This window comes from Streptomyces sp. NPDC020681 (assembly GCF_044334895.1).
Taxonomy (GTDB): domain Bacteria; phylum Actinomycetota; class Actinomycetes; order Streptomycetales; family Streptomycetaceae; genus Streptomyces.
Genome location: NZ_JBIRTX010000019.1, coordinates 103,848 through 128,793 on the forward strand (window position 1 = coordinate 103,848; position 24,946 = coordinate 128,793).

The following is a 24,946-nucleotide window of genomic DNA, read 5'->3' on the forward strand; positions in this document are numbered from 1 at the left end:
CGCACCGGACTTTCACCCCGCGTACGGATCCGGGTTCTTGCCGCGGCGCGCGAGGAAGGCGAAGTCGCAGCCGGTGTCGGCCTGGGTGATCTGCTCGCTGTACAGGGCGCCGTAGCCGCGCTCGTACCGCTCCGGCGGCGGCGTCCAGGCGGCACGTCGGCGGGCCAGTTCCTCGTCCGTGATCTCCAGGCGCAGTGTGCGGGCCGCGACGTCCAGAGTGATCCGATCGCCGTTGCGGACCAGCGCCAGCGGCCCGCCGATGTGCGACTCCGGCGCGATGTGCAGCACACAGGTGCCGTAACTCGTGCCGCTCATCCGGGCGTCGGAGATCCGGACCATGTCCCGTACGCCCTGCTTGAGCAGTTGGTCGGGGAGCGGCAGCATGCCGTACTCGGGCATGCCGGGGCCGCCCTTGGGGCCCGCGCCCTGGAGCACCAGGACATGATCGGCGGTGATGCCGAGCTCCGGGTCGTTGATGGTGCGCTGCATCGTCCGGTAGTCCGGGAAGACGACGGCGGGTCCGGTGTGTTTGAGCAGCCGCGGGTCGGCGGCGATGTGCTTGATGACCGCGCCGTCCGGGCAGAGATTGCCGCGCAGCACGGCCACCCCGCCCTCGTCGGCGAGCGGGTTGTCGCGCGGGCGGATGACATCGGGGTTGTGGACGAGCGCGCCGGCGAGCTGTTCGCGCAGGCTCGGGTGCGCGACGGTGGGCCGGTCCAGATGCAGTATGTCGGTGAGCCGGGTCAGAAATCCCGGCAGTCCGCCGGCGAAGTGGAAGTCTTCCATCAGATACCGGCCGCCGGGACGGAGGTTGGCCAGCACCGGCACCGTACGGGCGATCCGGTCGAAGTCGTCGAGGGTGAGTGTCACGCCCGAGCGTCCGGCCATCGCGATCAGATGGATCACCGCGTTGGTGGAGCCGCCGAGCGCGAGAACGGTGGCGACCGCGTCCTCGTACGCCTCGGCGGTGAGGATCTCGGAGAGCTTCAGGTCCCGGTGCACCAGGTCGACGATCAGCCGGCCGGACGCGGCGGCCATCCGCTCGTGCCCCGAGTCGACGGCCGGTATGGAGGAGGCGCCCGGGACGGTGACGCCGAGCGCTTCGGCGGCGGCGGTCAGGGTGGACGCGGTGCCCATGGTCATACAGGTACCGGGCGAGCGGGCCAGTCCGTTCTCCAGCTCGGCCAGCTCGGCGTCGCCGATCAGACCGGCCCGTTTGTCGTCCCAGTACTTCCACATGTCCGTGCCGGAGCCGAGTACTTCGGTGCGCCAGTGGCCCGGCAGCATCGGTCCGGCCGGCACGAAGACGGCAGGCAGATCGGCGCTGGCCGCGCCCATCAGCAGCGCGGGCGTGGACTTGTCGCAGCCGCCCAACAGCACCGCGCCGTCCACCGGGTAGGAGCGCAGCAGCTCCTCCGTCTCCATCGCCAGCATGTTGCGGTAGAGCATGGGAGTCGGCTTCTGGAAGGTCTCGGAGAGCGAGGAGACCGGGAACTCGAGCGGGAAGCCGCCCGCCTGCCAGACCCCGCGCTTGACCGCCTGCGCCCGCTCCCGCAGATGGACATGGCACGGATTGATGTCGGACCAGGTGTTGAGGACCGCGATGACCGGCTTGCCGAGGTGTTCCTCCGGGAGGTAGCCGAGCTGCCGGGTGCGGGCGCGGTGGCTGAACGAGCGCAGCCCGTCCGTGCCGTACCACTGGTGGCTGCGCAGCTCCTCGGGACGCCTGGCGGTCATACGTCCCATCCCTTGACCAGGGCCGCGACCCGGTCACGCCGGTCGTCCGGCAGGGTGCTGCTGGGCGGGCGCACGTCGCGGCGGCACAGGCCGAGCGAGGCGAGGGCCTCCTTGACGACGCTCACATTGTCGGCGGACTGCCGGTCCGCGCGGAGTTCCTCGAAGGGCCTGATCAGCTCCCAGGTGCGCATGGCGTCCGCGTACCGGCCCTCGCGCAGCGCGTCGCGCATGCCGAGCGAGACGGACGGCGCGACATTGACGAGTCCGGAGGTGAAGCCGGTGGCTCCGCCGGCCCAGTACGCGGGCGCGTACAGCTCGGCGAGCCCGGCGACCCAGACGAAGCGCTCCAGGCCGGCGTCGCGCGCGAACGCGGCGAACCGTGCCGCGTCGTGGACCGCGTACTTCACGCCGATCACATTGGGGCAGAGCCGGCCGAGCTCGGCCAGGGCGGCGCCCGCGAGCAGCGGATTGCGGATGTACGGGACGACGCCGAGTTCCGGGACGGCGTCGGCGACGGCACGGTGGTAGTCGATCCAGCCCTGCTGCGACACATAGGGGTGGACGGGCTGATGGACCATCACCAGCTGTGCCCCGGCGTCGCGTGCCTGCCGTGCGGCGGCGACGGCCGTGGGCACCTCGTGTCCGACGCCGACGACTACGGTGGTCGTGCCCGCCGCCTCGTCGACGGTCAGCTCGACGGCCCTGCGGCGCTCGTCGGGCGTGAGGGCGTAGAACTCGCCGGTGTTGCCGTTCGGCGTGAGCGTGCGGACGCCGGCGTCGAGCATCCGCCGCAGCAGGGCGCGTTGAGCCTCGTCGTCGACGGATCCGTCCTCGGCGAACGGGGTGACCGGGATGGCCACGACATCGGCGAGCGCGGCACGCAGTGCGGTGAACCGGTCCTCGGTCATGCTCTGTCCTCCTCCGGGAAGGCCCGCCGTACAAAGCCGGCGATGTGCGCGTGCAGGGCGCGGGCGGCCCCCTGCGCGTCGCCGGTGAGCGCCAGGCCCAGGATCTCCCGGTGCTCGGCGGCCTCACGTTCCCAGGAGGGCTCGGCGGCCCAGGCCACGGCGGTGACGAGGGCGGCCTGGTCGCGTACGTCGTCGAGCATCCGGGTCAGCAGCGGGTTGCCGCACGGGAGATACAGGGCGCGGTGGAACTCGCGGTTGGCCAGGGAGCGTTCGGCGCGGTCGGTGGAGTCGTCGGCCTTCAGCAGCGCGTCACGGGCGGCGTCCAGATCCGCGCGCCGCACGGTCCGGCGCAGCGCCTCGGGTTCGAGCAGCAGGCGTACGTCGTACACCTCGTGGGCCATGGCGGCGTCGACGGTGCGGACGGTGACGCCTTTGTACTCGCTCATCACGACGAGGCCGGTGCCGGCCAGGGTCTTGAGCGCTTCGCGCACGGGTGTCTTGGAGACGCCGAACTGCGCGGCCAGTTCGGTCTCGACCAGGGCCTGTCCGGGTCTGAGCAGTCCGGTGAGGATGGCGTGCCGCACGGCGTCGAGGACGTACTGGGTGCGGGAGGGGTTCGGGGCGGGAGCGAAGGTCATCGCCACTCTCAGGTCTCATCGCGTCTCGTGTCTCGTATATGAGATACGACGCACGGCCAGTAGGTCAACTGCCGGTAGGTCAACTGCCGGTAGGTCAACTGCCGGATCCGGCATGGGGTCCTTAGCGGCCACGCTGAGGCGCATGGGATGGGCGGCGGGCGCGGTGCTGCGGGACCGCAATGCGGGTTTGTATCTGTCGGGCGTGGTCGTGTCGGGCTTCGGCACGTCCGCGATGTGGCTGGCTGCCGGTATCTGGGTCAAGTCGCTGACAGGTTCGGACAGTCTGGCGGCGCTGACGACCTTCGCGATGTGGGCGCCGATGCTCGTCGGACCGCTCCTCGGGACGGTCGCCGACCGGGTGCGCCGGCGACCGCTGCTGATCGGCAGCAATCTCGTCATGGCGGTGGTCCTGCTGCCGCTGCTCGCGGTCGGGTCGGCGGAGCGGCTGTGGATCCTGTTCGCAGTGCTCACGGTGTACGGCGTGAGCTCGGTGGTGCACGACGCCGCGGAGGCGGGCCTGGTCGCGGCCGCCGTCGACAGCAGACTGCTCGGCGACTTCAACGGGCTGCGGATGACGGCGAACGAGGGCATGAAGCTGATCGCCCCGCTCGCCGGCGCGGGGCTCTTCGCAAGCTTCGGCGGGCCCTCGGTTGCGCTGCTGGACGCGGCGTCGTTCGCGGCGGCGGCCGGGATCTTCGCGCTGCTGCGGGTGCGGGAGGACCGCCCGGTCCGGCCGTCCGGGAGCCTGCGCACCGGCACGGCCGAGGGCGCCAGGTACCTGTGGAGTTCACCGGCGCTGCGCCCGCTCGTCCTCGGCGGCGGTGCGACGATGCTGCTGGCCGGCCTGAACGGCGCGCTGATCTTCGCGGTCGTGGACGGTGTGCTCGGCCGCTCCCCCGCGTTCGTGGGCCTGTTGTACTCGGCCCAGGGCGTCGGTTCGGTCCTGAGCGGTCTGCTGGCGGGGCCGCTGCTGCGCCGCATGCCGGGGCGCTCCTTCGCCGCCGCGGGTACGGCGCTCTTCGCGGCCGCGGTCGCGCTGCGCGTGCTGCCGTACGACGCGGTGGCGGTGGGATGCAGCGTGGCGATCGGTCTTGGCCTGCCGTGCGTCCTGATCGCGGCCATGACAGCGGTCCAGCGGGAGACCCCTGACGCGATACTCGGCCGCACGGCGGCGACGGCCAACACTCTGGTCTTCGTCCCGAACGCGGTGGCGCTGGCGGTGGGTGCGGGGTTGGTGGCGGTGGTGGATGTGCGGGTGCTGTTGCCGGCGATCGGGGTGGCGGGTGTGGCCACGGCGCTGCTGCTCCGAGGCGTGCGGGGCTCAGCCCACGCGTGACAGCGCCCGGGCCACCGCCGCCAGGTCGCCGTCGGACGCCAACCCGGCGTGGTACAGCCGCAGTTCATTGGCGCCGAGCGCGGCCGCGCCCGCCGCGTCCTCGGCCAGCGTCCCCGGGCTGCCGCCCATCCCGCTCACCACGGTGAAGTTCGCGGCCAGCACAGAGCCTTCCGACCTGCGGTCCCGGAACGGCTTCAGCAGCTGCGCGCCTCCGGTGCACGGCACCACCACTCCGTCCGCCACGGCCAGCACATGCGCCGGGTCGACACCCGCGTTCGCACCGCAGTGGTAGGCCACCGGGTCCGCGTGGAGCAGCACCTGGAAACCTTCCGGCGCCGCCGCGCGCACCGCGGCGACCGTGGACTCCTGGAGCGTGCGGGCCGCACGGGTCCGGAAGTCCAGCGTCGCGGCGGTCAGTTCGGCGCCGAGCAGCTTCTCGATCCCGGCGTCCGGCGACGCGGTGCCCGCCCACACCGGCTCCAGCGCTCCCCGCACCGCCGCGGCCAGCAGATGCGGTTCCACTCCCCGTTGTCCGTACTCCTCGCGACAGGCCGAGCAGAAGCAGAGCGACATCAGATACTGAGCCGCGTCTCCCAGCCCCACTCCCGCGATCTTGTCGTGGGCGTGCAGATGCGCGAGGCCGTACCAGCCGCAGGACTCCAGCTCGGTGCCGAGAGCGCCCGGCCGGGCAGCAGCCTCGGCGGCGAGTTCCACCAGGTAGGAACAGACCGCGGGTTGCGCGATGCACGGCGCCCACGGGTAGCGGTCGCCGTAGGCGTTGACGGCGCTCAGATCCGGACGCTCCGCGCCGAGGCGGGAGTTGTGTGCCAGGACCACCCAGGAGTGGACGTCGATCCCGGCGTCGGCGAGCGCGGCCGCGGCTTGTGAGTACGCGTCCCGGGGAGCCCAGTCACCGGCGGCGTACGGCCGCAGCTCCCGTCCCGCCCAGCGCTCCTCGTCCAACTCGTAGAGCACGGCGGCGTGTTCGGCGGTGACGATCCGGTGCCTGGGATGGCGCGGGGTCAGCGCACGCGTGGAGTGGTAGGCGGCCGCGAGCGTGACCTGCTGGACGCCGAGGTCGGCGATACGGGCGGCGGCGTCCGGGTCGCCGACGACGTCCCAGGGGTAGAGGAAGGCGGAGGTCTTCACGCGACATCCTCCAGCAGCGCGCGGCCGCGCTCGATCAGTACGGCCAGCATCTTGACGTGGAAGGCGAGGGGTTCGCTCAGCGGCGGGCGGACTTCGCCGACGTCCAGCCCTTCGAGCCGTACGCCCGCCTTGACGAGCGAGACGGCGTATCCGCGGCCCATGTTGCGCAGTTCGACCAGCGGCACATAGAAGCCGTCGAGCAGACGGTTGACCGTCTTGTCGTCGCCGGTGGTCAGCGCACGGTGGAAGGCGAGAGCGATGTCGGGCGCGAAGGCGAAGACCGCGGAGGAGTAGAGCGTGATGCCGATGCCGCGGTAGGCGAGGCCGGTGAGCTCGGCGGTGGGCAGTCCGTTGAAGTAGAGGAAATCCTCTTCGGGCCGGTCCCGGCGGACGGCGCTGACGATGCGCTGCATCAGATCGAGGTCGCCGTAGCCGTCCTTGAGGCCGATGATGCCGTCGGTCCCGGCGAGTTCGACGACGGTCTCGGGTGTGAAGACAGCGTTGTCGCGCTGGTAGACGATGACGTCGAGCGAGGTGGCTGCCGCGAGTTCGGTGTAGTGGCGCAGCAGTCCGGACTGGTCGGCGACGACGAGATACGGCGGCATGGCGAGCAGCCCGTCCGCGCCCGCCTCTTCGGCGATCTTCGCGTAGCGGACGGCGAGCGCGGTGCCGTAGCCCGTGGCGGCGACGACGGGCACCTCGCCGGCGGTCTCGGCCACCGCGGCGGCGATGCAGTCGCCGAACTCCTCGGGCGTGAGGGCGTGGAACTCTCCGGTGCCGCAGCAGGCGAAGACCGCGGCCGCGCCGGCGTCGACGCCGTTTCGCACATGGGCCCGGAAGGCGTCGAGGTCGATCGCCCCGTCGGGTCCGTACGCGGTGACGGGGAAGAACAGCGGTCCTTGGACCCGGGTGAGCCGGGCGGCGAGCGGGGCTGTGGTCACGGGCGCTCCCTGGGCCGTGCACCGAGCCTCCGCGGCTCGTGCACAATTCTGATCGACGTCCATATTTCTGAACGCCGCAACGCTAGGCCAGCCATGCGGCGCGGGTCAAGACGGAAAACCGCAACTCAGACCCGGAGTCGGCCGCTCCGCGCAACACTTGACGGTGTTCGGACCACTCCCTAGCGTGCCCATGCATGTGAATGCCGTCTACGGACCTGAGCATTTCGAGGAGATTCCTTTATGCCCGCTCCCCGCACCGTCCTGCTCACCGGCGCAGCCGGCGGCCTCGGCACACTGATGCGGGGGCTGCTGCCCGCGTACGGCTACGAGCTCCGGCTCTTCGACGCCACCCCGATCGAGGGCGTGCCGGACGCGATCACCGCCGACCTCGCCGACAAGGCGGCGCTGCGCGAAGCGGTACGAGGCGTCGACGCGGTCATCCACCTGGCGGGCATCTCCCTGGAAGCCTCCTTCGACAAGATCCTCCGCGCCAACATCGAGGGCACGTACAACCTCTACGAGGCGGCACGCGAGGAAGGCGTACGCCGGATCGTCTTCGCCTCCAGCAATCACGCGGTCGGCTTCACCCCGCGCCCGCGCGACGGCGACCCGCTGATCCCGATCGACACACCACGCCGCCCCGACACGTACTACGGCCTGTCCAAGTGCTTCGGCGAGGACCTGGCGCAGCTCTACTGGGACCAGCACGGCGTGGAGACCGTCTCCGTGCGGATCGGCTCCTGCTTCATGGAGCCGACGTCGGTGCGGATGCTGTCGGTCTGGATGAGCCCCGGCGACGGCGCGCGGCTCTTCCACGCGGCGCTCACCGCCGACGAGGTGGGCCACACCGTCGTCTACGGCTCCTCCGACAACAGGCGACTGTGGTGGGATCTCTCGACGGCCCGCGCGCTCGGCTACGAGCCGCAGGACGACTCGGAGCAGTACGCCGAGAAGCTCATCGCGGAACAGGGCGAACTGGACCCGGAGAACCCGGACCACGCCTATCTCGGCGGCCACTTCGTGACCAACCCGCCGCGCTGGCCGAACTGACCCGGCCGGCGGCCGACGGGCCGGAAATTCGCATGCCGACGCAGCCGAGGGCCGCCAGGATGTGGCCCATGGCCAGACCCTTCGGATTCAGCTACTCGCAGCAGGGCGACGGCACCGTCGTCATCACCCACCGCGGCCGCGCGGCCGGGACGCTCCGCGGTGCCCGCGCCGAGAAGTTTCTGGCCGAGGTGGAGTCCGGGGACGCGCAACTGGTGATGGCCCGCTGGACCGGCGCGTACAAGTTCGGCAATGAGCGGATGGCCAGAAACCACCCCCGCAACCGGTGACCCGAGCGGTGAAAACCGGTGACCCGAGCGGCGGAAACAGTAAGGGAACGGTAAAGCGGGTTCGCTCGTTACCCCTGGCATGACAGCTATGACCCCCGGCTCGAACATCCCTCTCTCCGCCCCGCGCGTGGCGGTGGACGTCGCCGCCCCGGTGCGGCTCGACGTTTCGGGCCTGCTGCTCACCGCCGACGGCAAGGTGCGCTCCGACGACGACTTCATCTTCTACAACCAGCCGGCGGGCCCCGGCGTCAGCTACCGCTCCGGCGGCGGCTCCGCCCCGGACGCGATCGTGGTGGACACCTCCGCCGTGCCGCCCGGCATCGAGAAGATCGTGGTGACGGCGAGTCCGGACGCCGCGGGCCAGACCTTCCAGGGCATCGAGCCGACGGCCACCATCCGCAATGCCGACGACGGCAGCGCGCTCGCCACGTTCACTCCCCCGCAGCTCGGCGCCGAGACCGCGCTGGTCGTCGTCGAGATCTACCTCCGCAACGGCGCGTGGAAGGCCCGTGCGGTCGGCCAGGGCTATGCGAACGGCCTGGCGGGCATCGCCACGGACTTCGGCGTCTCGGTCGACGAGGAGCCCGCCACGCCCGCCGCCGCGCCCGCTCCTGCCCCTGTCGCGCCGCCCGCTCCGATGGCCAAGCCTGCCGCTGCCGCGCCGCCCGCGCCCGCCGCGCCTCCGGCGGCCCCCGCGCCCGGTGCCGGAAAGATCAACCTGGACAAGGGCCGGGTCAGCCTCCAGAAGAACCAGACGGTGTCGCTGGTCAAGGGCGGCCGCCCGCTGCTCTCCCAGGTCAAGATGGGCCTCGGCTGGGAGCCCGCATTCCGCGGCAAGGACATCGACCTCGACGCCTCCGTGATCGCCTACGGTCCGAACCGCAACCACCTGGACAGCTGCTACTTCGGCAAGCTCTCGATCCTGAACGGCGCGATCAAGCACTCCGGCGACAACCTGACGGGCGAAGGCGCGGGCGACGACGAGGTGATCGTCGTGGATCTCGGCCGGCTTCCGGCGGATGCGACGGGCCTGGTCTTCACCGTCAACTCGTTCTCGGGCCAGAAGTTCACCGAGGTCGCCAAGGCCTACTGCCGGCTGATCGACGCGGCGTCGGGCGAGGAGCTGGTCCGCTTCGACCTCACCGGCGCCGAGCCGCAGACCGGCGTGATGATGGCGAAGCTGATCAAGCAGTTCTCGGGCGAGTGGGAAATGACCGCCATCGGCGATTTTGTGAAGTCACGCACGGTGCGCGGCATGGTCAAGCCCGCCGCGCAGACGCTGTGATCTGAGACCGATTCGAGACCAAAACCGCCGGGCTCGAGACCAAGCCGCCGGGCCCGCCGCCGAGTGATCGGCGGCGGGCCCGGCGGCTTGTGACCTCAGAGCTTGGCCAGCTTGGAGTAGGGGCTCAGAATTCTCCCCTGGCGTCCGGAGAAGTCGACGAGCACAGCGGCGTTGTCTCCTTCCACGGCGATGATTCGGCCAAGGCCGAACTGGTCGTGTGAGACCCGGTCACCCACTTGGTACTGCTCAATCGGCGGGGCAGCCGGGGCCGGTTTGTTGAAGGGACTGGAGGGCAGGTGGCGCCGGGATCCGGCTGACTTTGTCATTACCAGCAGTATGGTCCCTCCGGCCCGCTCAGAACAGCGCGGAGTATGCATTGAGCGCCGGCTGACCCCCGAGATGGGCATAGAGCACGGTGGCGCCGGACCCTATCTCTCCGCTTGTGACCAGGCCGATCAGCCCCGCCATCGACTTTCCCTCGTACACCGGGTCGGTCAGCATTCCTTCCGTACGGGCCGCGAGCCGCATCGCCTCCAGCGTCGCCTCGTCCGGAATTCCGTACGTCCCCGCATGGAAACGATCATCCAGTTCGACGTCCGCGGCACCCACCTCGCGCCCCACGCCGATGAGTGAGGCGGTGTTCCGGGCGATGCGCGCGATCTGCTCGCCGGTGCGCTCCGGATCGGCGGACGCGTCGATGCCGATCACCCGGCGCGGCCGGCCGCCCGCCTCCTCCAGAGCCGCGAAGCCCGCGATCATCCCGGCCTGGGTACTGCCGGTCACCGAGCACACCACGACGGTGTCGAAGAACACTCCGCAAGCCCGCTCCTGCTCGGCCACTTCGTACGCCCAGTTCGCGAAGCCGAGACCGCCCAGCGGATGGTCGGAGGCCCCGGCCGGAATCGCGTAGGGCCGGCCGCCGCTCGCCTCGACCTCGCGCAGCGCCTGCTCCCAGCTCTCCTTGACGCCGATGCCGAACCCGGCGCGCACCAGCCGGACGTCCGCGCCGGCGAGCCTGCTGATCAGGATGTTGCCGACCTTGTCGTAGACCGGATCCGGCCAGTCGACCCAGCTCTCCTGGACCAGCACACAGGCGAGCCCGGCGTGGGCGGCGACCGCGGCGACCTGGCGGGTGTGGTTGGACTGGACGCCGCCGATCGACACGAGGGTGTCGCAGCCCTTGGCGAGGGCGTCGGCTACGAGGTACTCCAGCTTGCGCGTCTTGTTGCCGCCGTAGGCGATGCCGGAGTTGCAGTCCTCGCGCTTGGCCCACAGATCGGCGCCGCCGAGATGGCAGGTCAGCCGGTCGAGCCGGTGCACCGGGGACGGGCCGAACAGCAGAGGATGACGCTCGTAGGACGACAGGGTCGAGGTCGGCGGGATCGCCATGCTGGGCTCCTTCGGGTCAGGCCTCCGTGTCCGGCACGTCGGCGATCTCTTCGAGCGCGTGCCAGATTCTCGCGGTGATACGGGCCGCCTCCTCGGCGTCCTCTTCGGCGCAGGCGTCGATCAGCTTCTCGTGCAGCGCGGCCGAGTCCAGCGCGCTCGCCTCGGCGAACTGCCGCCACTCCAGGCGGCGGATCAACGGCGTGTGGCGGGCGATCGTCGCCGCGACCGCATGGTTTCCGCAGGCTCTGACCAGCACATCGTGCAGGTCGTCGTCGGCCCGCAGCGCCTCGCCGACCTCGCCGGTGCGGGTCGCCTGCTCGAAGCGGCGGTTGGCCTCGCGCATTTCGGCGATGTCCTCGGGCGTCAGCAGCGGTACGGCGATACGCGCGGCCAGCTCGTGCATGGCGCGCACCACGACGGCGGCCTCCCGCACGGCTCGCGGCTCCAGCCGGGTCACCCGCGTATAGCTCTGCGGTTTGCTCTCGACGAGCCCTTCCTCGGCGAGCCGCGCCAGGGCCTCGCGCACGGGTGCCCGCGAGAGCCCGAGCTGCTCGGCGAGGTCGGCGTCGCGGACGGGTGCTCCGGGCGCGAGCTCGCCGCGCACGATCGCGTCGCGGATGGCCGCGTACGCGGTGTCACGCAGCAGGGTCCGGGGTACTGGCCGCAGCGCTTCCATGAACTGACATGTTAGATGTCAGTTCATGAAAGCACAACGACTCTGCACGGCGCTGGTACGCCCGTACGGCCAAGGCGGTACGGGCGTACAACCGCGGCGGCGTCAGTGGCGGTGCGACTGGCGCTTCCAGGGGCCGGTGATGGCGAGCATGATGCCCGGGGTCTGGATGCTGGCGTACAGGGTCTTGCCGTCGGGCGAGAAGACGACACCGGCGAACTCGCTGTAGTCCGGGTCCTCCTCGGTGCCGAGGTTCAACTCGTTGCGGGCGATCGGGTACGTGCGGCCGCGCTCGGTCGCGCCGATGAGGTGCTGGATGCCCTCGCCGTCCTCGGCGAGGATCAGGCCGCCGTAAGGCGAGACGGTGATGTTGTCGGGGCCGTCGAACGCGCCGTCCTTCGACGGGTCCGGGTTGACGCCGAACAGCACCTTCAGCGTCAGAGTGCGGCGCTTGGGGTCGTAGAACCAGACCGAGCCGTCGTGCTGGACGGGGCTCTCGTCACGGGCATACGACGAGACGACGTACACGCCGCCGTCGCCCCACCACATGCCTTCGAGCTTGCGGGCGCGGGTGATGTCCTTGTCGGCGAACTGCTTGCGCACCGACGTGGTGCGGGCGTCGCGGTCCGGCACGTCGATCCAGTCCACGCCGTAGACCGTGCCGATCTTCGTGGCGCGGGAGAGGTCGTCGACGAAGCGGCCGCCGGAGTCGTAGCAGCGGGTCGCCTGCAGGACGCCCGCGTCGTCGGCGAGCGTGCGCAGCTGCCCGCGGCCGTGCTTGAAGCCGTGCGGCGGGACCCAGCGGTACAGCAGGCCGTTGGGGCTGTCGGCGTCCTCGCTCAGATAGGCGTGGCCGCGCTTGGGGTCGATGACGACGGCCTCGTGGGCGTACCGGCCGAGCGCCTTGATCGGCTTGGGGTCGCGGTTGGCGCGCCGGTCGTAGGGGTCGACCTCGAAGACATAACCGTGGTCCTTGGTCTGGCCGTTCTTGCCGGCCAGGTCCTCGGTCTCCTCGCAGGTGAGCCAGGTGCCCCAAGGGGTACGGCCGCCGGCGCAGTTCTGCGCGGTGCCGGAGATGCCGACCCACTGGGCGACCTCGCCGCCGCGGCGCACCTCGACGACGGAGCAGCCGCCGGGCGCGGCCGGGTCGTAGACAAGGCCCTCGGCGAGCGGAACCGGGTACGCGATACCGGCGCGCACGCCCCTGAGCTCGTGGTTGGTGACGAGGAGGGTGACTCCGCGGGGGCCTTCGAAGGTGGCGGTGCCGTCGTGCTTGCCCGGGGTGAACTCGCCCGAGTCCAGCTTGGTGACGCCGGCGTGGGTGATGACCTTGTACGAGAAGCCCTTGGGCAGCGCGAGGATGCCCTTGGGGTCGGGGATCAGGGGTCCGTAGCCGAAGCCGTGGCCGTGGTCGCCGTACTCCTGGCCGTCGTTGTCGTGGCCGGATCCGGCGATGTCGGCGGTGTCCTCCGCGGCGAGGGCGCCGGGGGCGGTGGCGAGAGAGCCGACGGCGCCGGTGATCGCGACCCCCGCGCCGGTGATCGCGGACTTTCTGCTGAATTCCCTGCGGGTGAGCGACATCGAGTACTCCTGAGGGGACGCTCCGACTGGGCTGATGACGGGCACACACTTTCGTCCGTGCGCAAACGGCAATTGAACATCGCCCGACACGCAAGGGCACCGCAGTCCATGAATGCCCCGGCTGTCACGGCGAATCTCAGCCGTCCGGCCGCACAGCGGCCGATCGACTCGACCGTCCGGCCCGGCAGCTGACGGAACGTCCGGAAAATATTGGTAAACAAGGTCAACAGGAACAGATCACCACCAATCCCAAGATTTACGGTGGAATGCCTTGACCGCCGAAGTGCCCGGCAATAGACATGCCCTACCTGAACCACCCGAGGGGAAGGCGAGCCGGGCAGTGGATGTGAAACGGGCTCGCGCACTCCATGAGGGCCGGCTCATGCGGCTGGCCAATGTGACCGGTGTCGGCACCGGGAGGGACGAGCACTCGGGCGTGGACGTGATCGTCGTCTTCGTCACCCGCAAAGTGCCCCGTGACCGGCTCCGCGAAGAAGACGTGGTTCCCGCACAGCTCGAGGGCGTACCGGTGCGCGTGCTCGCCGTCGGTGCAGTCACCGCCCATGACCAGGAGACTTGAGGGAACCACCACTTCGAACCAGGGGAAGAGGTGGTCCGGCCATGACGAGCCGGCCCGAGATGATGCGAGGCCCGACCGGCGGGCAGCTCAGTGACAGCTCCCGTCAGCAGGCGATGAGCGACTTCCTGCGTCCGCAGGCACCGCTCGCCAAATGTCGTCGGCTTCGGCCACGGCGTGAAGTGGAGCGAAGGCGCGCCGACCGGCGAGGAGGCCGTGCTCGTCTTCGTGACCCAGAAGGTCCCGGAGTCGATGCTGCCGGAGCGGGATGTGATCCCGTCCCAGATGGACGACGGCACACCGACCGATGTGATCGCGGTCGGCCATGTCTCCGCACAGCGGCAGCAGCGGCAGCCGCGCCGGGCCTCGGAGCCCGAGGCTGCGTACCAGCCCGACGGCAGCGTGGCCGAACAGCTCTCCCAGCTGTCCCAGCCGCTGCTCGAAGAGCTCCGTGAACTCGGCAACCTGGAACCGCAGTTGCTCAGGCGGCGGATGCGGCCGGCGCCGTCCGGGATCTCGGTGGGCAACGTGAAGGTGACGGCCGGAACGCTCGGCAGCGTGGTGTACGACTTCCTGCCGGGCGCGACCACGGACCCGCCGGGTCCTGGGCTCGGCGTGCCGGGCAAGTTCTACATCCTGTCCAACAACCATGTGCTCGCGGACTCCAACCGGGCGCAGCTGGGCAGCGCGATCGTGCAGCCAGGAGTGTTCGACGGCGGTCAGGACCCGGCGGACCGGATCGCGACGCTGGACCGGTTCATCACGATCCAGTTCGCGCCGCAGATCCCGCTGGACCGGCACAACAACGTCGTCGACGCGGCGCTCGGCAAGGTGGAGTTCGAGGACGCGACGCGCGAGCAGTACTTCGGCGCGGCGCCGCGGGCATGGCGGCGCAAGGCGAACGTGGCCGTCGGCGACCTGGTGAAGAAGACCGGACGGACGACCAACGTCAGCTTCGGCCGGATCATCGCGGTGGACGCGACGATCGACGTCAACTACGGCACGGCCGGGACCGCGCGCTTCAAGGACCAGATCCTCACGACGAACATCTCGGCGGGCGGCGACTCCGGTTCGCTGGTGACCTCGTTCGACAACGTCGCGGTCGGTCTGCTGTTCGCCGGCTCGTCGGTGGTGACGGTGGCGAACCACATCGAGAACGTCCGCGCGCTGCTGCGCGTCGAGATCTCCGAGCAGCTGGCCTGACGGGAGGAGCACGATGACCACGCAGGCACGGAAGCAGAAGGACCGGACCCGCTCCGAACACCGGTATCTCAACCCGCAGGGCGCGGAGGTCAAGACGCGGGACGAGGCGTTCGCGATGCCGATGGAGGTCTCCGCGGAGGCCCTGACGACCAAGGCGACGCTGGAACTCCACAACGGCCAGGTCACGTTCGCGATCGAGGTGCAGTACAACCCGAACACCTACCCGCACGTGGTGACGGGCGGCCAGATCACCTCGGGCATCTGTGGCGCGCCGTGGGACATCACGGGCGGCACCATCGGTGACCAACTCCGGCTGGACGCAAAGCGCGCAGGCCAGGGTTCGTGCGCCTCGACGATCACGATCGTCGGCGAGTACCAGAACCCGCCGGCGTACCGGGGGACGTACGGCTTCGAGGGCGCGACGTCGTCGTTCAAGCACACGACGAGGTACGAGTGCTGACGTAGCTCCGGCGGCACGAAGGGCGGCAGGGCCTGCGGGGCCCTGCCGCCCCGGCGTGCGGACCCGCGGGTCCGGGCCCCCGGTTCAGTTCCCCGGGCGCGAGCGGGCCTTGAAGGCCGCCTTGCGGGCCTCCTTCGACACGAGCTTGTCCGGGTGCAGCCTGCCCATCGCCTCCAGGACCTCCGCCGTCGACGGGTGGTCCACCCGCCATGCCGCGTCGAAGAATCCGCTGTGCTGGCCGACCAGGCCCACCACCAGGCCCTGGAGTTCCTCCAGTTCGCCTTCCGCGTCCAGCTGCGCCGCGATCGTGTCGATCGCCAGCCAGAAGATCATCGACTCCGGCGGCGCAGGGACGTCCGGCGCGCCCCGCTCGGCGAGCCAGACCCGGGCGAGGCCGCCCAGTTCCGCGTCGTCGAGGACCGCGCGGACCTCCGGCTCGGCCTGTGCGCCGACCAGGGTCAGCGCCTGCTGGGCGTGCAGCCGGCGCAGCGGCGCGCCCTCGTCCGAGCCGCGGGCAGCGGCCAGCAGGTCGTGCGTGGCCGCGGCGGGCTCGCGCCGGGCGAGCCACCGTTCCGTCTCGGCGCGCGCCGCCGGTTCCGGGTAGCGCGCGAGCGCGTCGAGCAGGGCGTCCGCGCCCTTGCCCGAAAGGTCGCCGACCGCCGGGGCTTCGACGCCGGCCTCCAGCATCCGGGCCCGGACGCCGTAGAGGCCCAGCGGCGTGAGCTTGACCAGCCCGTACCGGGACACGTCCTCGTCGTCGACCGCGGACGACGGCTCGCTCTCGCCCTCCTCCACCATCAGCGCCTCGTCCACCGGCCGGTACTCGACCAGTCCGACCGGCTCCAGCAGTTGGAACTGGTCGTCCAGCCGCATCATCGCCACCGACACCTGTTCCAGCACGTCGTCCGTGGGCTCGCCCATGTCGTCGGGCACGATCATCGACGCGGCGAGCGCGGGCAGCGGCACCGGCTCGTCGCCCGCGCCGCCTTCCGTCACGGTGAGCAGATACAGATTGCCGAGCACGCCGTCGAGGAACTCGGCCTCCGCGTCCGGGTCCCAGTCCAGCCGCTCGTAGTCGATCTCGCCGTCCTCGCCGATCGCGTCGGACAGATCGTCGAGCAGCGGCGCGATGGCGTCGGCGTGCACGGCCTCCAGCGCGTCGAGCCAGAGCGCGAGAATGTCCTGCGGCCCGCCGGAGGTGATCAGCCCGAGGTTCTCTCCGGCGCTCGCCGTGCCGTGCGCGGCGGCTGCATCGTCCTCGTCCTTCGGGTCCTCGACGTCGACGAGCCCGATGTCGACGGCCGTGCGCCAGGCCTCGCTCGCGTACGCCGGTCCGTCCTCGTCCGTCCCGAGCCCCAGCAGTTCCGCCGCCGCCGGCAGTTGCTCCTCGACGAGTTCGCCCCCGGCCCCGACCCGCGTGTCCGGCCCCGCCCAGCGGGCGAGTCGTACGGCCCTGGTCAGCAGCGGTGTGGCAAGCGCGTCCCGCGCCAGTTCCGCGTCCGGGTGCAGCCGCACCGGCGGCAGGGTGGGGCGGTCTTGGGGCATGTGGTGCTTCTCCTCGGGGCGTTACGGGGTCCGGCCTTGCGGAGGCGGCCCGGTGGGCGGCCCTTACGGGCTGTCCGGCAGATCAGGCCGGACAGCCCGTAGCGTAGACGCATTTCACCGGGTTTGGCCGCGCATGGCACCGGCATGTGCCCGGCACGCCCGCCCCACGTGCGGGTTAACCGTTCCGTCGGCCCCCGTACACCCGGCGGCTCTTGACAACTCCCCTGCACAACCAAGAGATTGACGCGCGTAGAACTGAACAGCGCCGCCACGCACCACACCACCATCCCTCACTTCCGGAGTTCGTGATGCCTTCCTCCGTCGTACCGAGAACGGCCGCCGTCGCCGCCGTCGTCGCCTCCGCGCTGGCCGCCGGTCTGCTCGCCGGCTCGTCCGCCGCCTCAGCCGCCGAAATCCGGATCCATGACATTCAGGGCACCACGCGGGTATCTCCGCTGGTCGGGCAGCAGGTGACCGAGGTCTCCGGCATCGTCACCGGCGTACGGACCTACGGCTCGTCGAGGGGCTTCTGGTTCCAGGACCCGCAGGCCGACGCCGACCCGGCGACCAGCGAGGGCATCTTCGTCTTCACCGGCGCCACGCCGACCGTGAAGGCCGGTGACGCGGTGCTGGTCTCCGGCACCGTCGGCGAGTTCGTCCCCGGCGGCACTTCCTCCGGCAACCAGTCGCTGACCCAGATCTCCAAGCCGACGATCACGGTCGTCTCCGCCGGCAACGAGTTGCCCGCGCCGGTCACCATCTCCGCGTGGTCCGTGCCGTCGGCCTACACCCCGGACGGCGACCCGGCGGCGGGCGGCAGCATCAACGGCCTGCCGCTCAAGCCCCGTTCGTACGCCCTGGACTACTACGAGTCCCTCGAAGGCAGCAACGTACGGATCGGCACCTCGCGCGTCGTCGGCGCGACCGACCCGTTCTCCGAGCTGTGGGTGTCGGTCAAGCCGTTCGAGAACCGCAGCGGCCGCGGCGGCACGATCTACGGCTCGTACACCTCCCAGAACACCGGCCGGCTGCAGATCCAGTCGCTGGTGCCGCTCGCCGAGCAGCCGTTCCCGAAGGCGAACGTCGGCGACGTGCTCTCCGGCACGACCGAAGGCCCGCTGGACTTCAACCAGTTCGGCGGCTATACGCTGACCGCACGGACCCTCGGCACGGTCGACGACCGCGGCCTGGAGCGCGAGGAGACCCGCCCGCAGCGCCACGGCGAGCTCGCGGTCGCCACGTACAACGTGGAGAACCTCGACCCGTCCGACCCCCAGGAGAAGTTCGACGCGCTGGCGAAGGCCGTCGTCGACAACCTCGCGTCGCCCGACATCCTCGCGCTCGAGGAGATCCAGGACGACAACGGCGCGAAGAACGACGGCACGGTCACCGCGGGCCAGACGGTCGAGAAGTTCACGGCCGCCATCGTCGCGGCGGGCGGCCCGGCGTACGAGTGGCGCAGCATCGACCCGGTGAACAACAAGGACGGCGGCGAGCCCGGCGGCAACATCCGCCAGGTCTTCCTCTTCAACCCGGAGCGCGTCTCCTTCACGGACCGGCCGGGCGGCGACTCCGCGACGGCGACCGGTGTCATACAGGCGCAGGGCAAGGCTGCTCTGACGCTCTCGCCGGGCCGGATCGACCCGGCGAACACCGCCTGGGACAACAGCCGCAAGCCGCTGGCCGGCGAGTTCACCTTCCGCGGCCGCACGGTCTTCGTGATCGCGAACCACTTCGGCTCGAAGGGCGGCGACGAGAGCCTGACCGCGCACCGCCAGCCGCCGAACCGTTCCTCCGAGGCCAAGCGCCTGGAGCAGGCGAAGGCCGTGAACACCTTCGTCAAGGACATCCTGAAGGCCGACCGGCGCGCCGACGTCCTGGTGCTCGGCGACATCAACGACTTCGAGTTCTCGGCGACGACGAAGGCGCTGACCGCCGACGGCGCGCTGTACCCGGCGATCAAGTCGCTGCCGCGCTGGGAGCGTTACTCGTACGTCTTCCAGGGCAACAGCCAGGTGCTGGACCAGATCCTGACCAGCCCGTCGATCGGCGACTTCAGCTACGACAGCGTCCACATCAACGCTGAGTTCCACGACCAGAACAGCGACCACGACCCGCAGGTGCTGCGCTTCCGCCCGTAGGTTCCGGCTACGCGCCCGCGCTGAGGCTCAGCGCGGGCGTGTAGCGGTTCACACCGCCGCCGGTGACCCCGGGGTAGTTGTGCACCCTCTCCCACTGCTCGGTCCGCGAACCCACCCCGGAACCGGGTGCGGCCAGCGCCTCGCGGTGCGCGTCCGCGCTCTCCCACTCGGCGTAGTTGAGCACCCGGGCCCCGTCCGGGCTGATGTGGAAGTGCCCGGAAATCCCGCCGGGGTGCGGCTGCGGCTCGGATGCCAGCGCCTCGAAGACCGCGTCCACCCAGGCTCGCTGACGTGCCGCGTCCGGCCCGTCGAACTCGACGTCCACGATCACCACGCACCCGGGGATCCGCCGGTCGTCCACGCCGTGATCGCCGCTGCGGTAGAGCTCGTACGAACGGAGCCCGAGCCGCTCGATGCCGGGCACGGCGGCGTCGATCTCCGCGTTCCGGTCGTCCCGGAAGGCGCCGAAGAACTCCTGGTACGCCTGCTCGTCCGTCCACTGCGAGTAGTGCAGGAGAGTCCGGCCGTCCTCGCCGATGTGGACGGTGTAGGAGAGCAGTCCCACGTCGGGCCAGTCCCCGCTCTGCCACGCCTTGGCGATGGCGTCGACGGTGGCCCGCTGCCGCTCGGGGGTGCCGACGTCCCAGGTGGACACCTTGACGACGCCGACGCCGGTACGGGTGAGGTCGGGCCTGGCGTCGGGCAGCACGGTCACGGTCATGGCGATCTCTCCTTCGTGCGGCGCGGGGTGCGCCGCCGATCACCATCGTGAAACGTCAAGTCCGCTTGAGGTCAACCTCGTCCGCTCACGGCCGCGGAAGGGCCCAGGCGGTGACGTCCAGTTCGGCCGAGGTGCCCATGTCGAGGTGGAACGGCAGCGTCTGCGCCTCCGCTCCGTCGGCGGGCGCGATCACCAGGTACGCGCCGACCGGCGGCGGATCGAAGGACGTGACTCTGTTCGTCCAGTACAGGACCGACTCGGCGCTCTCGCCGGGCGCGAGCGTGATGGGTGTCGGTCCCTTGTCCTGGACCGTGCCGGTGTGGGAGTTTCCGTGCTTGATCTTCAGCTTCAGCGGATCGCGGTCCTTGTCCAGGGCCACAATCTGCGGATAGCCGTTGACCCGGTACGTCCGCTGTCCGCAGTTCTTCAGCGCGATCGTGGTGGCACGGACGCCCATCGCCGCGTCCACGAGGCCGCCGAGTACGACGACGCCGGAGGCGGGACACACGGTCGGCGTCGGGGTCGGGGTGGGCGTCGGCAGCTCGCCGTAGCGGATACCTGGGGACGAGGCCGGCGTTTCCGGCTTCACCGGGTAGTCGCCCGGCGTCCGGGTGGCCGTCTCGCTCCCGCACCCGCTCGCACCGACAGCCGCCGCGAGAGCAAGCAGTGCCCCGGCCACCTTCCGTCCGAAGCCGCTCACGCAGCCGCCCTCCCCCGTCGACGTCGGGCCGTCGCGCCCGGGCCGATCATGTCAGAACGACGTCCGAGGGACGCACTGTTCAGCCCTGCTTGCCCTTCACCCGCAGAAAATCTAAGTGGACCTTCATGGTGAGTCGGGCTGAGACTTCGAAGCATGACCACACCGCACCCTTTCGGGCGCGCGCTCTGCGCGATGATCACGCCCTTCGGCTCCGACGGCGAACTGGACCTGGACACCGCGCGCAAGCTCGCCGTCCGTCTGGTGGGCGAAGGCTGCGACGGCCTGGTGCTCAACGGCACCACAGGAGAGTCGCCGACCACCTCCGACGCGGAGAAGACCGCGCTGGTACGGGCCGTTCGCGAGGCGGTCGGCGCGCACGTACCGGTGGTGGCGGGCGTCGGCAGCGCGGACACCCGGCACACGGTCGAACTGGCAACGGCGGCCGAAGCGGCAGGAGCCGACGGGGTGCTGGTGGTGACGCCGTACTACAGCCGTCCGCCGCAGGCCGCGCTCGAGGCGCACTTCCGCCGGGTCGCGGACGCGGTCGGCGTACCGCTGATGCTGTACGACATCCCGGGCCGCACCGGCACCCGGATCGAGGTGGAGACGATGCTGCGGCTGGCCGCCCATCCGCGCATCGTGGCGGTCAAGGACTGCGCGTACGACCTGCTCGGCTCGGCCAAGGTGATCGGGCGCACCTCGCTGGCGTACTACTCGGGCTGCGAGGAGCTGAATCTGCCGCTGTACGCGGTGGGCGGCGCGGGCTACGTCAGCACGGTGGCGAATGTGGCGCCGCGGCAACTGCGGGCGGTGCTCGACGCGTTCGACGCGGGGGACACGGCCGAGGCGGCCCGGCTCAACCAGCTCACCCTCCCGCTGGCCGAGTTGATGATGGCGTCGGGACTGCCGGGGACGGTGACGGCGAAGGCCCTGCTGGACGCGGGACCGGTGCGAGAACCGCTGCAGCCCGCCGGCCGCGAGGCGACCGACGGGCTGCGTGCGGCGTACGAGGAGCTGACCGCTCAGTCTTGGGCGTAGGTGGCCGACCCGAAGAGCGCGGCGTGCTCCAGAACGTCCTCGGCCGGGTCGTCGATCTGCCCGGTGTTGATCAGTCCGACGCGGGGACCGTTGTCCGCATTGATGTGCGTCTCGTCGGCGTGCGCGACCCCGGTCGGCATCATCGCCGCCGAGGCCATCACCGTGAGCGCGCCGAGCACAGCCAGTCTGGTCGTCTTCAAGTCAGGTCCTCGCCTTGCCTGTTCGTCCGATCGTGCATCGGCCTGCTTATCCGGTCGTGACGACGAGAGGTCACGGCAGGCCGTGCAAGATCATCCGATCAGTTGGGGCTGCTTGGGACTAGTTGTGGCTGTGCAGGATGTCGTTGAGCCCGCCCCAGACCGCGTTGTTCGGACGCGCCTCGACGGTGCCGGTGACCGAGTTCCGGCGGAAGAGGATGTTGCTCGCGCCGGACAGCTCACGGGCCTTGACGATCTGCCCGTCGGGCATGGTGACGCGGGTGCCCGCGGTGACGTAGAGACCGGCCTCGACGACGCACTCGTCGCCGAGCGCGATGCCGACACCCGCCTCGGCGCCGACCAGGCAGCGCTCGCCGATGACGATGCGGACATTGCCGCCGCCGGAGAGGGTGCCCATGGTGGACGCGCCGCCGCCGATGTCGGAGCCGTTGCCGACGACGACGCCCGCGGAGATCCGGCCCTCGACCATGGAGGTGCCGAGCGTGCCGGCATTGAAGTTGACGAAGCCCTCGTGCATGACGGTGGTGCCCTCGGCGAGGTGCGCGCCGAGCCGGACGCGGTCGGCGTCGGCGATGCGTACGCCCTTCGGCGCGACGTAGTCCGTCATCCGCGGGAACTTGTCGATGGACGTCACCTGCAGGTGCAGCCCTTCGGCACGGGCGTTCAGGCGCACCTTCTCCACGTCGTCGACGGCGACGGGACCGAGCGAGGTCCAGGCAACGTTGGCCAGCAGCCCGAAGAGCCCGTCCAGGCTCTGGCCGTGCGGCTTGACGAGCCGGTGGCTCAGCAGGTGGAGGCGGAGATACGCGTCGTGGGCGTCGAGCGGCTTGTCGTCGAGCGAGGCGATGACCGTACGGACGGCGACGACCTCGACGCCACGCCGGGCGTCCGGTCCGATCGCCTTGGCGGCCCCTTCGCCGAGCAGCTCGACGGCCCGCTCGGCACTGAGCCGCTCGGACCCGGCGGGCCCGGGCTCGGAGACCAGCTCGGGAGCGGGGAACCAGGTGTCGAGGACGTTGCCTTCGGCGGTGAGAGTGGCAAGCCCGGCGGCGACGGCGCCGGTGGTGCGAGTAGCAGTCGTGTCGGTCATGACTGAAACCTAACCGGCGGGGCGGCGCGGTAGCCAACCGGTCTCAGGTGCCGGTCCGAGGCCGACGCCCCACGCCGCACACGCGACTCGACGCACAGCGCGCCGGGGCGGCCCGCCGGAGCCCGAGGCACGACGGGACGAGCGCCCCTCAGGCCATCAGCCGCGCCAGCATCGCCCGCGTGTAGCCGGCGTCGTACTCCGCTCCCGTCAACAGCACCTGAAGGCAGATCCCGTCCATCAGCGCCACCAGTGCCTGCGCCGTCTCCGGGTCCGTCCGTTCCACCAGGGTCTCGGCGACGCCGCACCACTCCGCCGCCACCTGCCGCAGAGCCGGGCGGCGCAGGGCCGCCAGGTAGAGCTCGTACTCCAGCTCCACGCCCGTGCGCTCGCCCGAGAGCCACTCCCCCATCAGCCGCGCGAGCTCCTCCGCGATGTCGGCCTCCGGGTCGGCGAGCGCGCCGCTGTCGCGGACCGCCGCCGCGAAGCCCTCGTTGCTGCGGCGCAGCGCGGCGACCAACAGCTCGTCGAGCGAGCCGAAGTGGTACGTCGTCGAGCCGAGCGGCACATCCGCCTCGGCCGCCACCGTGCGGTGGCTGAGCCCGGCGATTCCGCTGCGGCCGACCACCCGGATCGCCGCGTCGATGATGCGCTGCCGCCGCTCGGGGTCGTACCGGCGGCCCATCAGTGCGCACCGCCCAGGTTCAGCACCACGACTCCGGCGATCACCAGCGCGATACCGGCGATCTTGACGAGGCTCGTCGACTCACCGAGGAAGATCATGCCGATCGCGGCGATCGCGGCCGTGCCGATGCCGGCCCAGATCGCGTAGGCGGTGCCGACCGACAGGGTCTTCAGCGTCTGCGCCAGTAGCGAGAAGGCGAGGAGATAGCCGACGACGGTGAGCAGTGAGGGCCACAGCCGGGTGAAGCCCTCGCTGTACTTCATGGCCGTCGTCCCGGCCACCTCGGCCGCGATGGCCGCTGCAAGCAGTCCGTATCCCATGTGTACGAGAGTACACAACGTTGCGTACACCCGTACACAAGGCGGCATGTGCCATCGGCCAGCTACGGTGTCCCGTCCGATCAGACACACACCGCGGGAGACACCTCAGTGGCATACGGCAACACACCTCCGGGCTGGGGCGGCTGGATGCCCCCGCCGCCGCCGAAGCCCGGCGTGATACCGCTGCGTCCGCTCGGCCTCGGCGACATCCTGGGCGGTGCCTTCTCGACGATGGGCCGCTACTGGAAGCAGCTGTTCGGCATAGCCCTGACGGTGTACGCCGCGGCGGCCGTCGTCGTCGTGGCCGCACTCGCGGTCGCGTACGCCGCGGTCGGCGACGACCTCGACCGGATCAACGACCCGCACATCGCGGCTCCCGGCTGGGACGAGGTCCGGCCTCTGCTGTTCGCCTTCATCGGCGTGTGGTGCATCGCCATACTTGCCACGCTGCTCGCCACCGCCGTGATCTACGCCGCCTGCCCGGCGGTCCTCCAGGACGCAGTGCTGGGCCGGGCGACCACCTTCGGCATCGTCTGGCGCCGGGCCTGGGCCCAGGTCCCGGCCGTGATCGGCACGGTGTTCCTCAGCGCGCTGATCATCCTGGTGCCGATCGCACTGTTCCTGACGGCCCTCGTCACCATGATCGTCGCGTTCCTGTCGACGGGCGCCGACGCGTACATCGGGCTGACGCTCGCCTTCCTGGGCGCGCTGGCGACCGCGCCGCTGGCGGTCTGGCTCTGGGTGAAGTTCAGCCTGGCCCCCGCGGCCGCGGTCTTCGAACGCCAGGGCGCGCTCGCGGCCCTCCGCCGCTCCGCCCATCTGGTGCGCGGCAACTGGTGGCGCGTCTACGGCATCACGCTGCTCGCCGGGCTCATCGCGGGCGTCGCGAGCTATGCCGTCCAGCTGCCGTTCAGCTTCCTGGGCATGCTGCCGGGCATGGCCGGCACCGACGACCTCGGCCCGGACCCGAGCGCCGCGCAGGTCCTGGTCTCGCTCGGCGGCCTGCTGATCCTGTCGATGGCGGGCCAGCTGATCGCCCAGATCTTCGCTGCGACGTTTCCTCAGCTGGTGACCAGCCTGGTCTACGTCGACCAGCGCATCCGCAAGGAGGACCTGGCCCCGTCCCTCGCGGAGGCCGCCGCCGTACCACCGGCGACCGCACCGCCCGCGTACTAGGGCCTGTCGTCTGGATCATGCCGGGCTCGCGTGCCCTGGCACCGCGCCTCGCCGCGTTGTCGTCGGTCGGCATGGCTCCGCCATGCCTCCCTCCTCCGCCT

Annotated in this window: 26 protein-coding genes; 10 read left to right on the top strand and 16 right to left on the bottom strand. The window is 70.7% G+C overall.

Features of this window, described 5'->3' with window-relative positions:
• Window positions 1–12: 12 nt before the first annotated feature.
• Genes araD through ACH4YL_RS32900 form a run of 3 tightly spaced genes read right to left on the bottom strand, consistent with a single transcriptional unit; the run spans window position 13 to window position 3,283 of the window.
• Complete coding sequence (gene araD, locus ACH4YL_RS32890) at window positions 13–1,737, bottom strand: L-arabinonate dehydratase (RefSeq protein WP_398511155.1); 1,725 nt, start codon at window positions 1,735–1,737, stop codon at window positions 13–15.
• Complete coding sequence (locus ACH4YL_RS32895) at window positions 1,734–2,645, bottom strand: dihydrodipicolinate synthase family protein (RefSeq protein WP_398511156.1); 912 nt, start codon at window positions 2,643–2,645, stop codon at window positions 1,734–1,736. Before ACH4YL_RS32895 ends, araD begins: the two co-directional genes overlap by 4 nt.
• Entirely contained in the window at window positions 2,642–3,283 is a 642-nt protein-coding gene (locus tag ACH4YL_RS32900; RefSeq protein ID WP_398511157.1) for a GntR family transcriptional regulator, read from the bottom strand. Before ACH4YL_RS32900 ends, ACH4YL_RS32895 begins: the two co-directional genes overlap by 4 nt.
• 142 nt (window positions 3,284–3,425) lie before the next feature.
• Here ACH4YL_RS32900 and ACH4YL_RS32905 point away from each other — a divergent pair, with 142 nt between their 5' ends.
• On the top strand, window positions 3,426–4,619 hold the full coding sequence (locus ACH4YL_RS32905) for an MFS transporter (protein ID WP_398511158.1): 1,194 nt from the start codon (window positions 3,426–3,428) through the stop codon (window positions 4,617–4,619).
• On the opposite strand, the gene ACH4YL_RS32910 is transcribed toward ACH4YL_RS32905, so the two are convergent.
• A complete protein-coding gene (locus tag ACH4YL_RS32910; RefSeq protein WP_398511159.1) occupies window positions 4,605–5,768 on the bottom strand; it encodes a hypothetical protein in 1,164 nt (387 codons plus the stop codon). The two genes, ACH4YL_RS32905 and ACH4YL_RS32910, sit on opposite strands and share 15 nt — an antisense overlap.
• Complete coding sequence (locus ACH4YL_RS32915) at window positions 5,765–6,709, bottom strand: 5-dehydro-4-deoxyglucarate dehydratase (protein WP_398511160.1); 945 nt, start codon at window positions 6,707–6,709, stop codon at window positions 5,765–5,767. The genes ACH4YL_RS32910 and ACH4YL_RS32915 overlap by 4 nt, the downstream gene beginning before the upstream one ends.
• Window positions 6,710–6,949: 240 nt before the next feature.
• Between ACH4YL_RS32915 and ACH4YL_RS32920 the strand changes: the two genes are divergently transcribed.
• From ACH4YL_RS32920 to ACH4YL_RS32930, 3 genes are all read left to right on the top strand, one after another.
• Entirely contained in the window at window positions 6,950–7,759 is an 810-nt protein-coding gene (locus ACH4YL_RS32920) for an NAD-dependent epimerase/dehydratase family protein (protein ID WP_398511161.1), read from the top strand.
• Window positions 7,760–7,827: 68 nt separating this feature from the next.
• On the top strand, window positions 7,828–8,046 hold the full coding sequence (locus tag ACH4YL_RS32925; protein ID WP_398511162.1) for a hypothetical protein: 219 nt from the start codon (window positions 7,828–7,830) through the stop codon (window positions 8,044–8,046).
• A 79-nt stretch (window positions 8,047–8,125) separates the two neighbouring features.
• Window positions 8,126–9,331, top strand: coding sequence for a TerD family protein (locus ACH4YL_RS32930; RefSeq protein ID WP_398511163.1), 1,206 nt, complete (start codon window positions 8,126–8,128; stop codon window positions 9,329–9,331).
• Between the two features lie 95 nt (window positions 9,332–9,426).
• Here ACH4YL_RS32930 and ACH4YL_RS32935 read toward each other — a convergent pair whose 3' ends face one another.
• The 4 genes from ACH4YL_RS32935 to ACH4YL_RS32950 form a co-directional block, all read right to left on the bottom strand.
• Entirely contained in the window at window positions 9,427–9,657 is a 231-nt protein-coding gene (locus ACH4YL_RS32935; protein ID WP_398511164.1) for a hypothetical protein, read from the bottom strand.
• 28 nt (window positions 9,658–9,685) lie between these two features.
• Window positions 9,686–10,720, bottom strand: a complete 1,035-nt coding sequence (locus tag ACH4YL_RS32940; protein WP_398511165.1) for a 1-aminocyclopropane-1-carboxylate deaminase — start codon at window positions 10,718–10,720, stop codon at window positions 9,686–9,688.
• Between the two features lie 16 nt (window positions 10,721–10,736).
• Window positions 10,737–11,396, bottom strand: a complete 660-nt coding sequence (locus ACH4YL_RS32945; RefSeq protein ID WP_398511166.1) for a GntR family transcriptional regulator — start codon at window positions 11,394–11,396, stop codon at window positions 10,737–10,739.
• A 102-nt stretch (window positions 11,397–11,498) separates the two neighbouring features.
• A complete protein-coding gene (locus tag ACH4YL_RS32950; RefSeq protein ID WP_398511167.1) occupies window positions 11,499–12,974 on the bottom strand; it encodes an alkaline phosphatase PhoX in 1,476 nt (491 codons plus the stop codon).
• Window positions 12,975–13,314: 340 nt separating this feature from the next.
• On the opposite strand from ACH4YL_RS32950, the gene ACH4YL_RS32955 reads away from it, so the two are divergent.
• The 3 genes from ACH4YL_RS32955 to ACH4YL_RS32965 all read left to right on the top strand — a co-directional run bounded on the left by ACH4YL_RS32955 (window position 13,315) and on the right by ACH4YL_RS32965 (window position 15,214).
• Entirely contained in the window at window positions 13,315–13,554 is a 240-nt protein-coding gene (locus tag ACH4YL_RS32955; protein WP_398511168.1) for a hypothetical protein, read from the top strand.
• Between the two features lie 174 nt (window positions 13,555–13,728).
• Entirely contained in the window at window positions 13,729–14,754 is a 1,026-nt protein-coding gene (locus ACH4YL_RS32960) for a hypothetical protein (protein ID WP_398511169.1), read from the top strand.
• Window positions 14,755–14,767: 13 nt separating this feature from the next.
• The gene (locus tag ACH4YL_RS32965) at window positions 14,768–15,214 is read left to right on the top strand and encodes a hypothetical protein (RefSeq protein WP_398511170.1); all 447 of its coding nucleotides are present in this window, start codon (window positions 14,768–14,770) and stop codon (window positions 15,212–15,214) included.
• Between the two features lie 84 nt (window positions 15,215–15,298).
• On the opposite strand, the gene ACH4YL_RS32970 is transcribed toward ACH4YL_RS32965, so the two are convergent.
• Window positions 15,299–16,759, bottom strand: a complete 1,461-nt coding sequence (locus tag ACH4YL_RS32970; protein ID WP_398511171.1) for a hypothetical protein — start codon at window positions 16,757–16,759, stop codon at window positions 15,299–15,301.
• A 308-nt stretch (window positions 16,760–17,067) separates the two neighbouring features.
• Here ACH4YL_RS32970 and ACH4YL_RS32975 point away from each other — a divergent pair, with 308 nt between their 5' ends.
• On the top strand, window positions 17,068–18,900 hold the full coding sequence (locus ACH4YL_RS32975) for an endonuclease/exonuclease/phosphatase family protein (protein WP_398511172.1): 1,833 nt from the start codon (window positions 17,068–17,070) through the stop codon (window positions 18,898–18,900).
• A 7-nt stretch (window positions 18,901–18,907) separates the two neighbouring features.
• On the opposite strand, the gene ACH4YL_RS32980 is transcribed toward ACH4YL_RS32975, so the two are convergent.
• Together ACH4YL_RS32980 and ACH4YL_RS32985 are read right to left on the bottom strand one after the other, a co-directional pair.
• Window positions 18,908–19,621, bottom strand: a complete 714-nt coding sequence (locus tag ACH4YL_RS32980) for an antibiotic biosynthesis monooxygenase (protein WP_398511173.1) — start codon at window positions 19,619–19,621, stop codon at window positions 18,908–18,910.
• Window positions 19,622–19,706: 85 nt separating this feature from the next.
• The gene (locus ACH4YL_RS32985; RefSeq protein WP_398511174.1) at window positions 19,707–20,321 is read right to left on the bottom strand and encodes a DUF4232 domain-containing protein; all 615 of its coding nucleotides are present in this window, start codon (window positions 20,319–20,321) and stop codon (window positions 19,707–19,709) included.
• Between the two features lie 153 nt (window positions 20,322–20,474).
• Between ACH4YL_RS32985 and dapA the strand changes: the two genes are divergently transcribed.
• On the top strand, window positions 20,475–21,359 hold the full coding sequence (gene dapA, locus ACH4YL_RS32990; RefSeq protein WP_398511175.1) for a 4-hydroxy-tetrahydrodipicolinate synthase: 885 nt from the start codon (window positions 20,475–20,477) through the stop codon (window positions 21,357–21,359).
• On the opposite strand, the gene ACH4YL_RS32995 is transcribed toward dapA, so the two are convergent.
• The 4 genes from ACH4YL_RS32995 to ACH4YL_RS33010 all read right to left on the bottom strand — a co-directional run bounded on the left by ACH4YL_RS32995 (window position 21,344) and on the right by ACH4YL_RS33010 (window position 23,669).
• Window positions 21,344–21,559, bottom strand: a complete 216-nt coding sequence (locus tag ACH4YL_RS32995) for a hypothetical protein (protein WP_398511182.1) — start codon at window positions 21,557–21,559, stop codon at window positions 21,344–21,346. The two genes, dapA and ACH4YL_RS32995, sit on opposite strands and share 16 nt — an antisense overlap.
• A 118-nt stretch (window positions 21,560–21,677) precedes the next feature.
• Window positions 21,678–22,667, bottom strand: a complete 990-nt coding sequence (dapD, locus tag ACH4YL_RS33000) for a 2,3,4,5-tetrahydropyridine-2,6-dicarboxylate N-succinyltransferase (protein ID WP_398511176.1) — start codon at window positions 22,665–22,667, stop codon at window positions 21,678–21,680.
• A gap of 148 nt (window positions 22,668–22,815) precedes the next feature.
• A complete protein-coding gene (locus ACH4YL_RS33005; RefSeq protein ID WP_398511177.1) occupies window positions 22,816–23,349 on the bottom strand; it encodes a TetR/AcrR family transcriptional regulator in 534 nt (177 codons plus the stop codon).
• Window positions 23,349–23,669, bottom strand: coding sequence for a DMT family transporter (locus tag ACH4YL_RS33010; RefSeq protein WP_398511178.1), 321 nt, complete (start codon window positions 23,667–23,669; stop codon window positions 23,349–23,351). The genes ACH4YL_RS33005 and ACH4YL_RS33010 overlap by 1 nt, the downstream gene beginning before the upstream one ends.
• 108 nt (window positions 23,670–23,777) lie before the next feature.
• Between ACH4YL_RS33010 and ACH4YL_RS33015 the strand changes: the two genes are divergently transcribed.
• Complete coding sequence (locus ACH4YL_RS33015; protein ID WP_398511179.1) at window positions 23,778–24,845, top strand: hypothetical protein; 1,068 nt, start codon at window positions 23,778–23,780, stop codon at window positions 24,843–24,845.
• Window positions 24,846–24,946 lie beyond the last annotated feature (101 nt).

Coding starts and splice junctions, on each gene's coding strand:
- ACH4YL_RS32975 (WP_398511172.1), top strand. CDS start 17,068: ATGCCTTCCTCCGTCGTACCGAGAACGGCCGCCGTCGCCGCCGTCGTC.
- ACH4YL_RS32980 (WP_398511173.1), bottom strand. CDS start 19,621: ATGACCGTGACCGTGCTGCCCGACGCCAGGCCCGACCTCACCCGTACC.
- dapA (WP_398511175.1), top strand. CDS start 20,475: ATGACCACACCGCACCCTTTCGGGCGCGCGCTCTGCGCGATGATCACG.
- ACH4YL_RS33005 (WP_398511177.1), bottom strand. CDS start 23,349: ATGGGCCGCCGGTACGACCCCGAGCGGCGGCAGCGCATCATCGACGCG.
- ACH4YL_RS32965 (WP_398511170.1), top strand. CDS start 14,768: ATGACCACGCAGGCACGGAAGCAGAAGGACCGGACCCGCTCCGAACAC.
- ACH4YL_RS32900 (WP_398511157.1), bottom strand. CDS start 3,283: ATGACCTTCGCTCCCGCCCCGAACCCCTCCCGCACCCAGTACGTCCTC.
- ACH4YL_RS32895 (WP_398511156.1), bottom strand. CDS start 2,645: ATGACCGAGGACCGGTTCACCGCACTGCGTGCCGCGCTCGCCGATGTC.
- ACH4YL_RS32905 (WP_398511158.1), top strand. CDS start 3,426: ATGGGATGGGCGGCGGGCGCGGTGCTGCGGGACCGCAATGCGGGTTTG.
- ACH4YL_RS32935 (WP_398511164.1), bottom strand. CDS start 9,657: ATGACAAAGTCAGCCGGATCCCGGCGCCACCTGCCCTCCAGTCCCTTC.
- ACH4YL_RS32945 (WP_398511166.1), bottom strand. CDS start 11,396: ATGGAAGCGCTGCGGCCAGTACCCCGGACCCTGCTGCGTGACACCGCG.
- ACH4YL_RS32970 (WP_398511171.1), bottom strand. CDS start 16,759: ATGCCCCAAGACCGCCCCACCCTGCCGCCGGTGCGGCTGCACCCGGAC.
- ACH4YL_RS33010 (WP_398511178.1), bottom strand. CDS start 23,669: ATGGGATACGGACTGCTTGCAGCGGCCATCGCGGCCGAGGTGGCCGGG.
- araD (WP_398511155.1), bottom strand. CDS start 1,737: ATGACCGCCAGGCGTCCCGAGGAGCTGCGCAGCCACCAGTGGTACGGC.
- ACH4YL_RS32925 (WP_398511162.1), top strand. CDS start 7,828: ATGGCCAGACCCTTCGGATTCAGCTACTCGCAGCAGGGCGACGGCACC.
- ACH4YL_RS32940 (WP_398511165.1), bottom strand. CDS start 10,720: ATGGCGATCCCGCCGACCTCGACCCTGTCGTCCTACGAGCGTCATCCT.
- ACH4YL_RS32950 (WP_398511167.1), bottom strand. CDS start 12,974: ATGTCGCTCACCCGCAGGGAATTCAGCAGAAAGTCCGCGATCACCGGC.
- ACH4YL_RS32930 (WP_398511163.1), top strand. CDS start 8,126: ATGACAGCTATGACCCCCGGCTCGAACATCCCTCTCTCCGCCCCGCGC.
- ACH4YL_RS32920 (WP_398511161.1), top strand. CDS start 6,950: ATGCCCGCTCCCCGCACCGTCCTGCTCACCGGCGCAGCCGGCGGCCTC.
- dapD (WP_398511176.1), bottom strand. CDS start 22,667: ATGACCGACACGACTGCTACTCGCACCACCGGCGCCGTCGCCGCCGGG.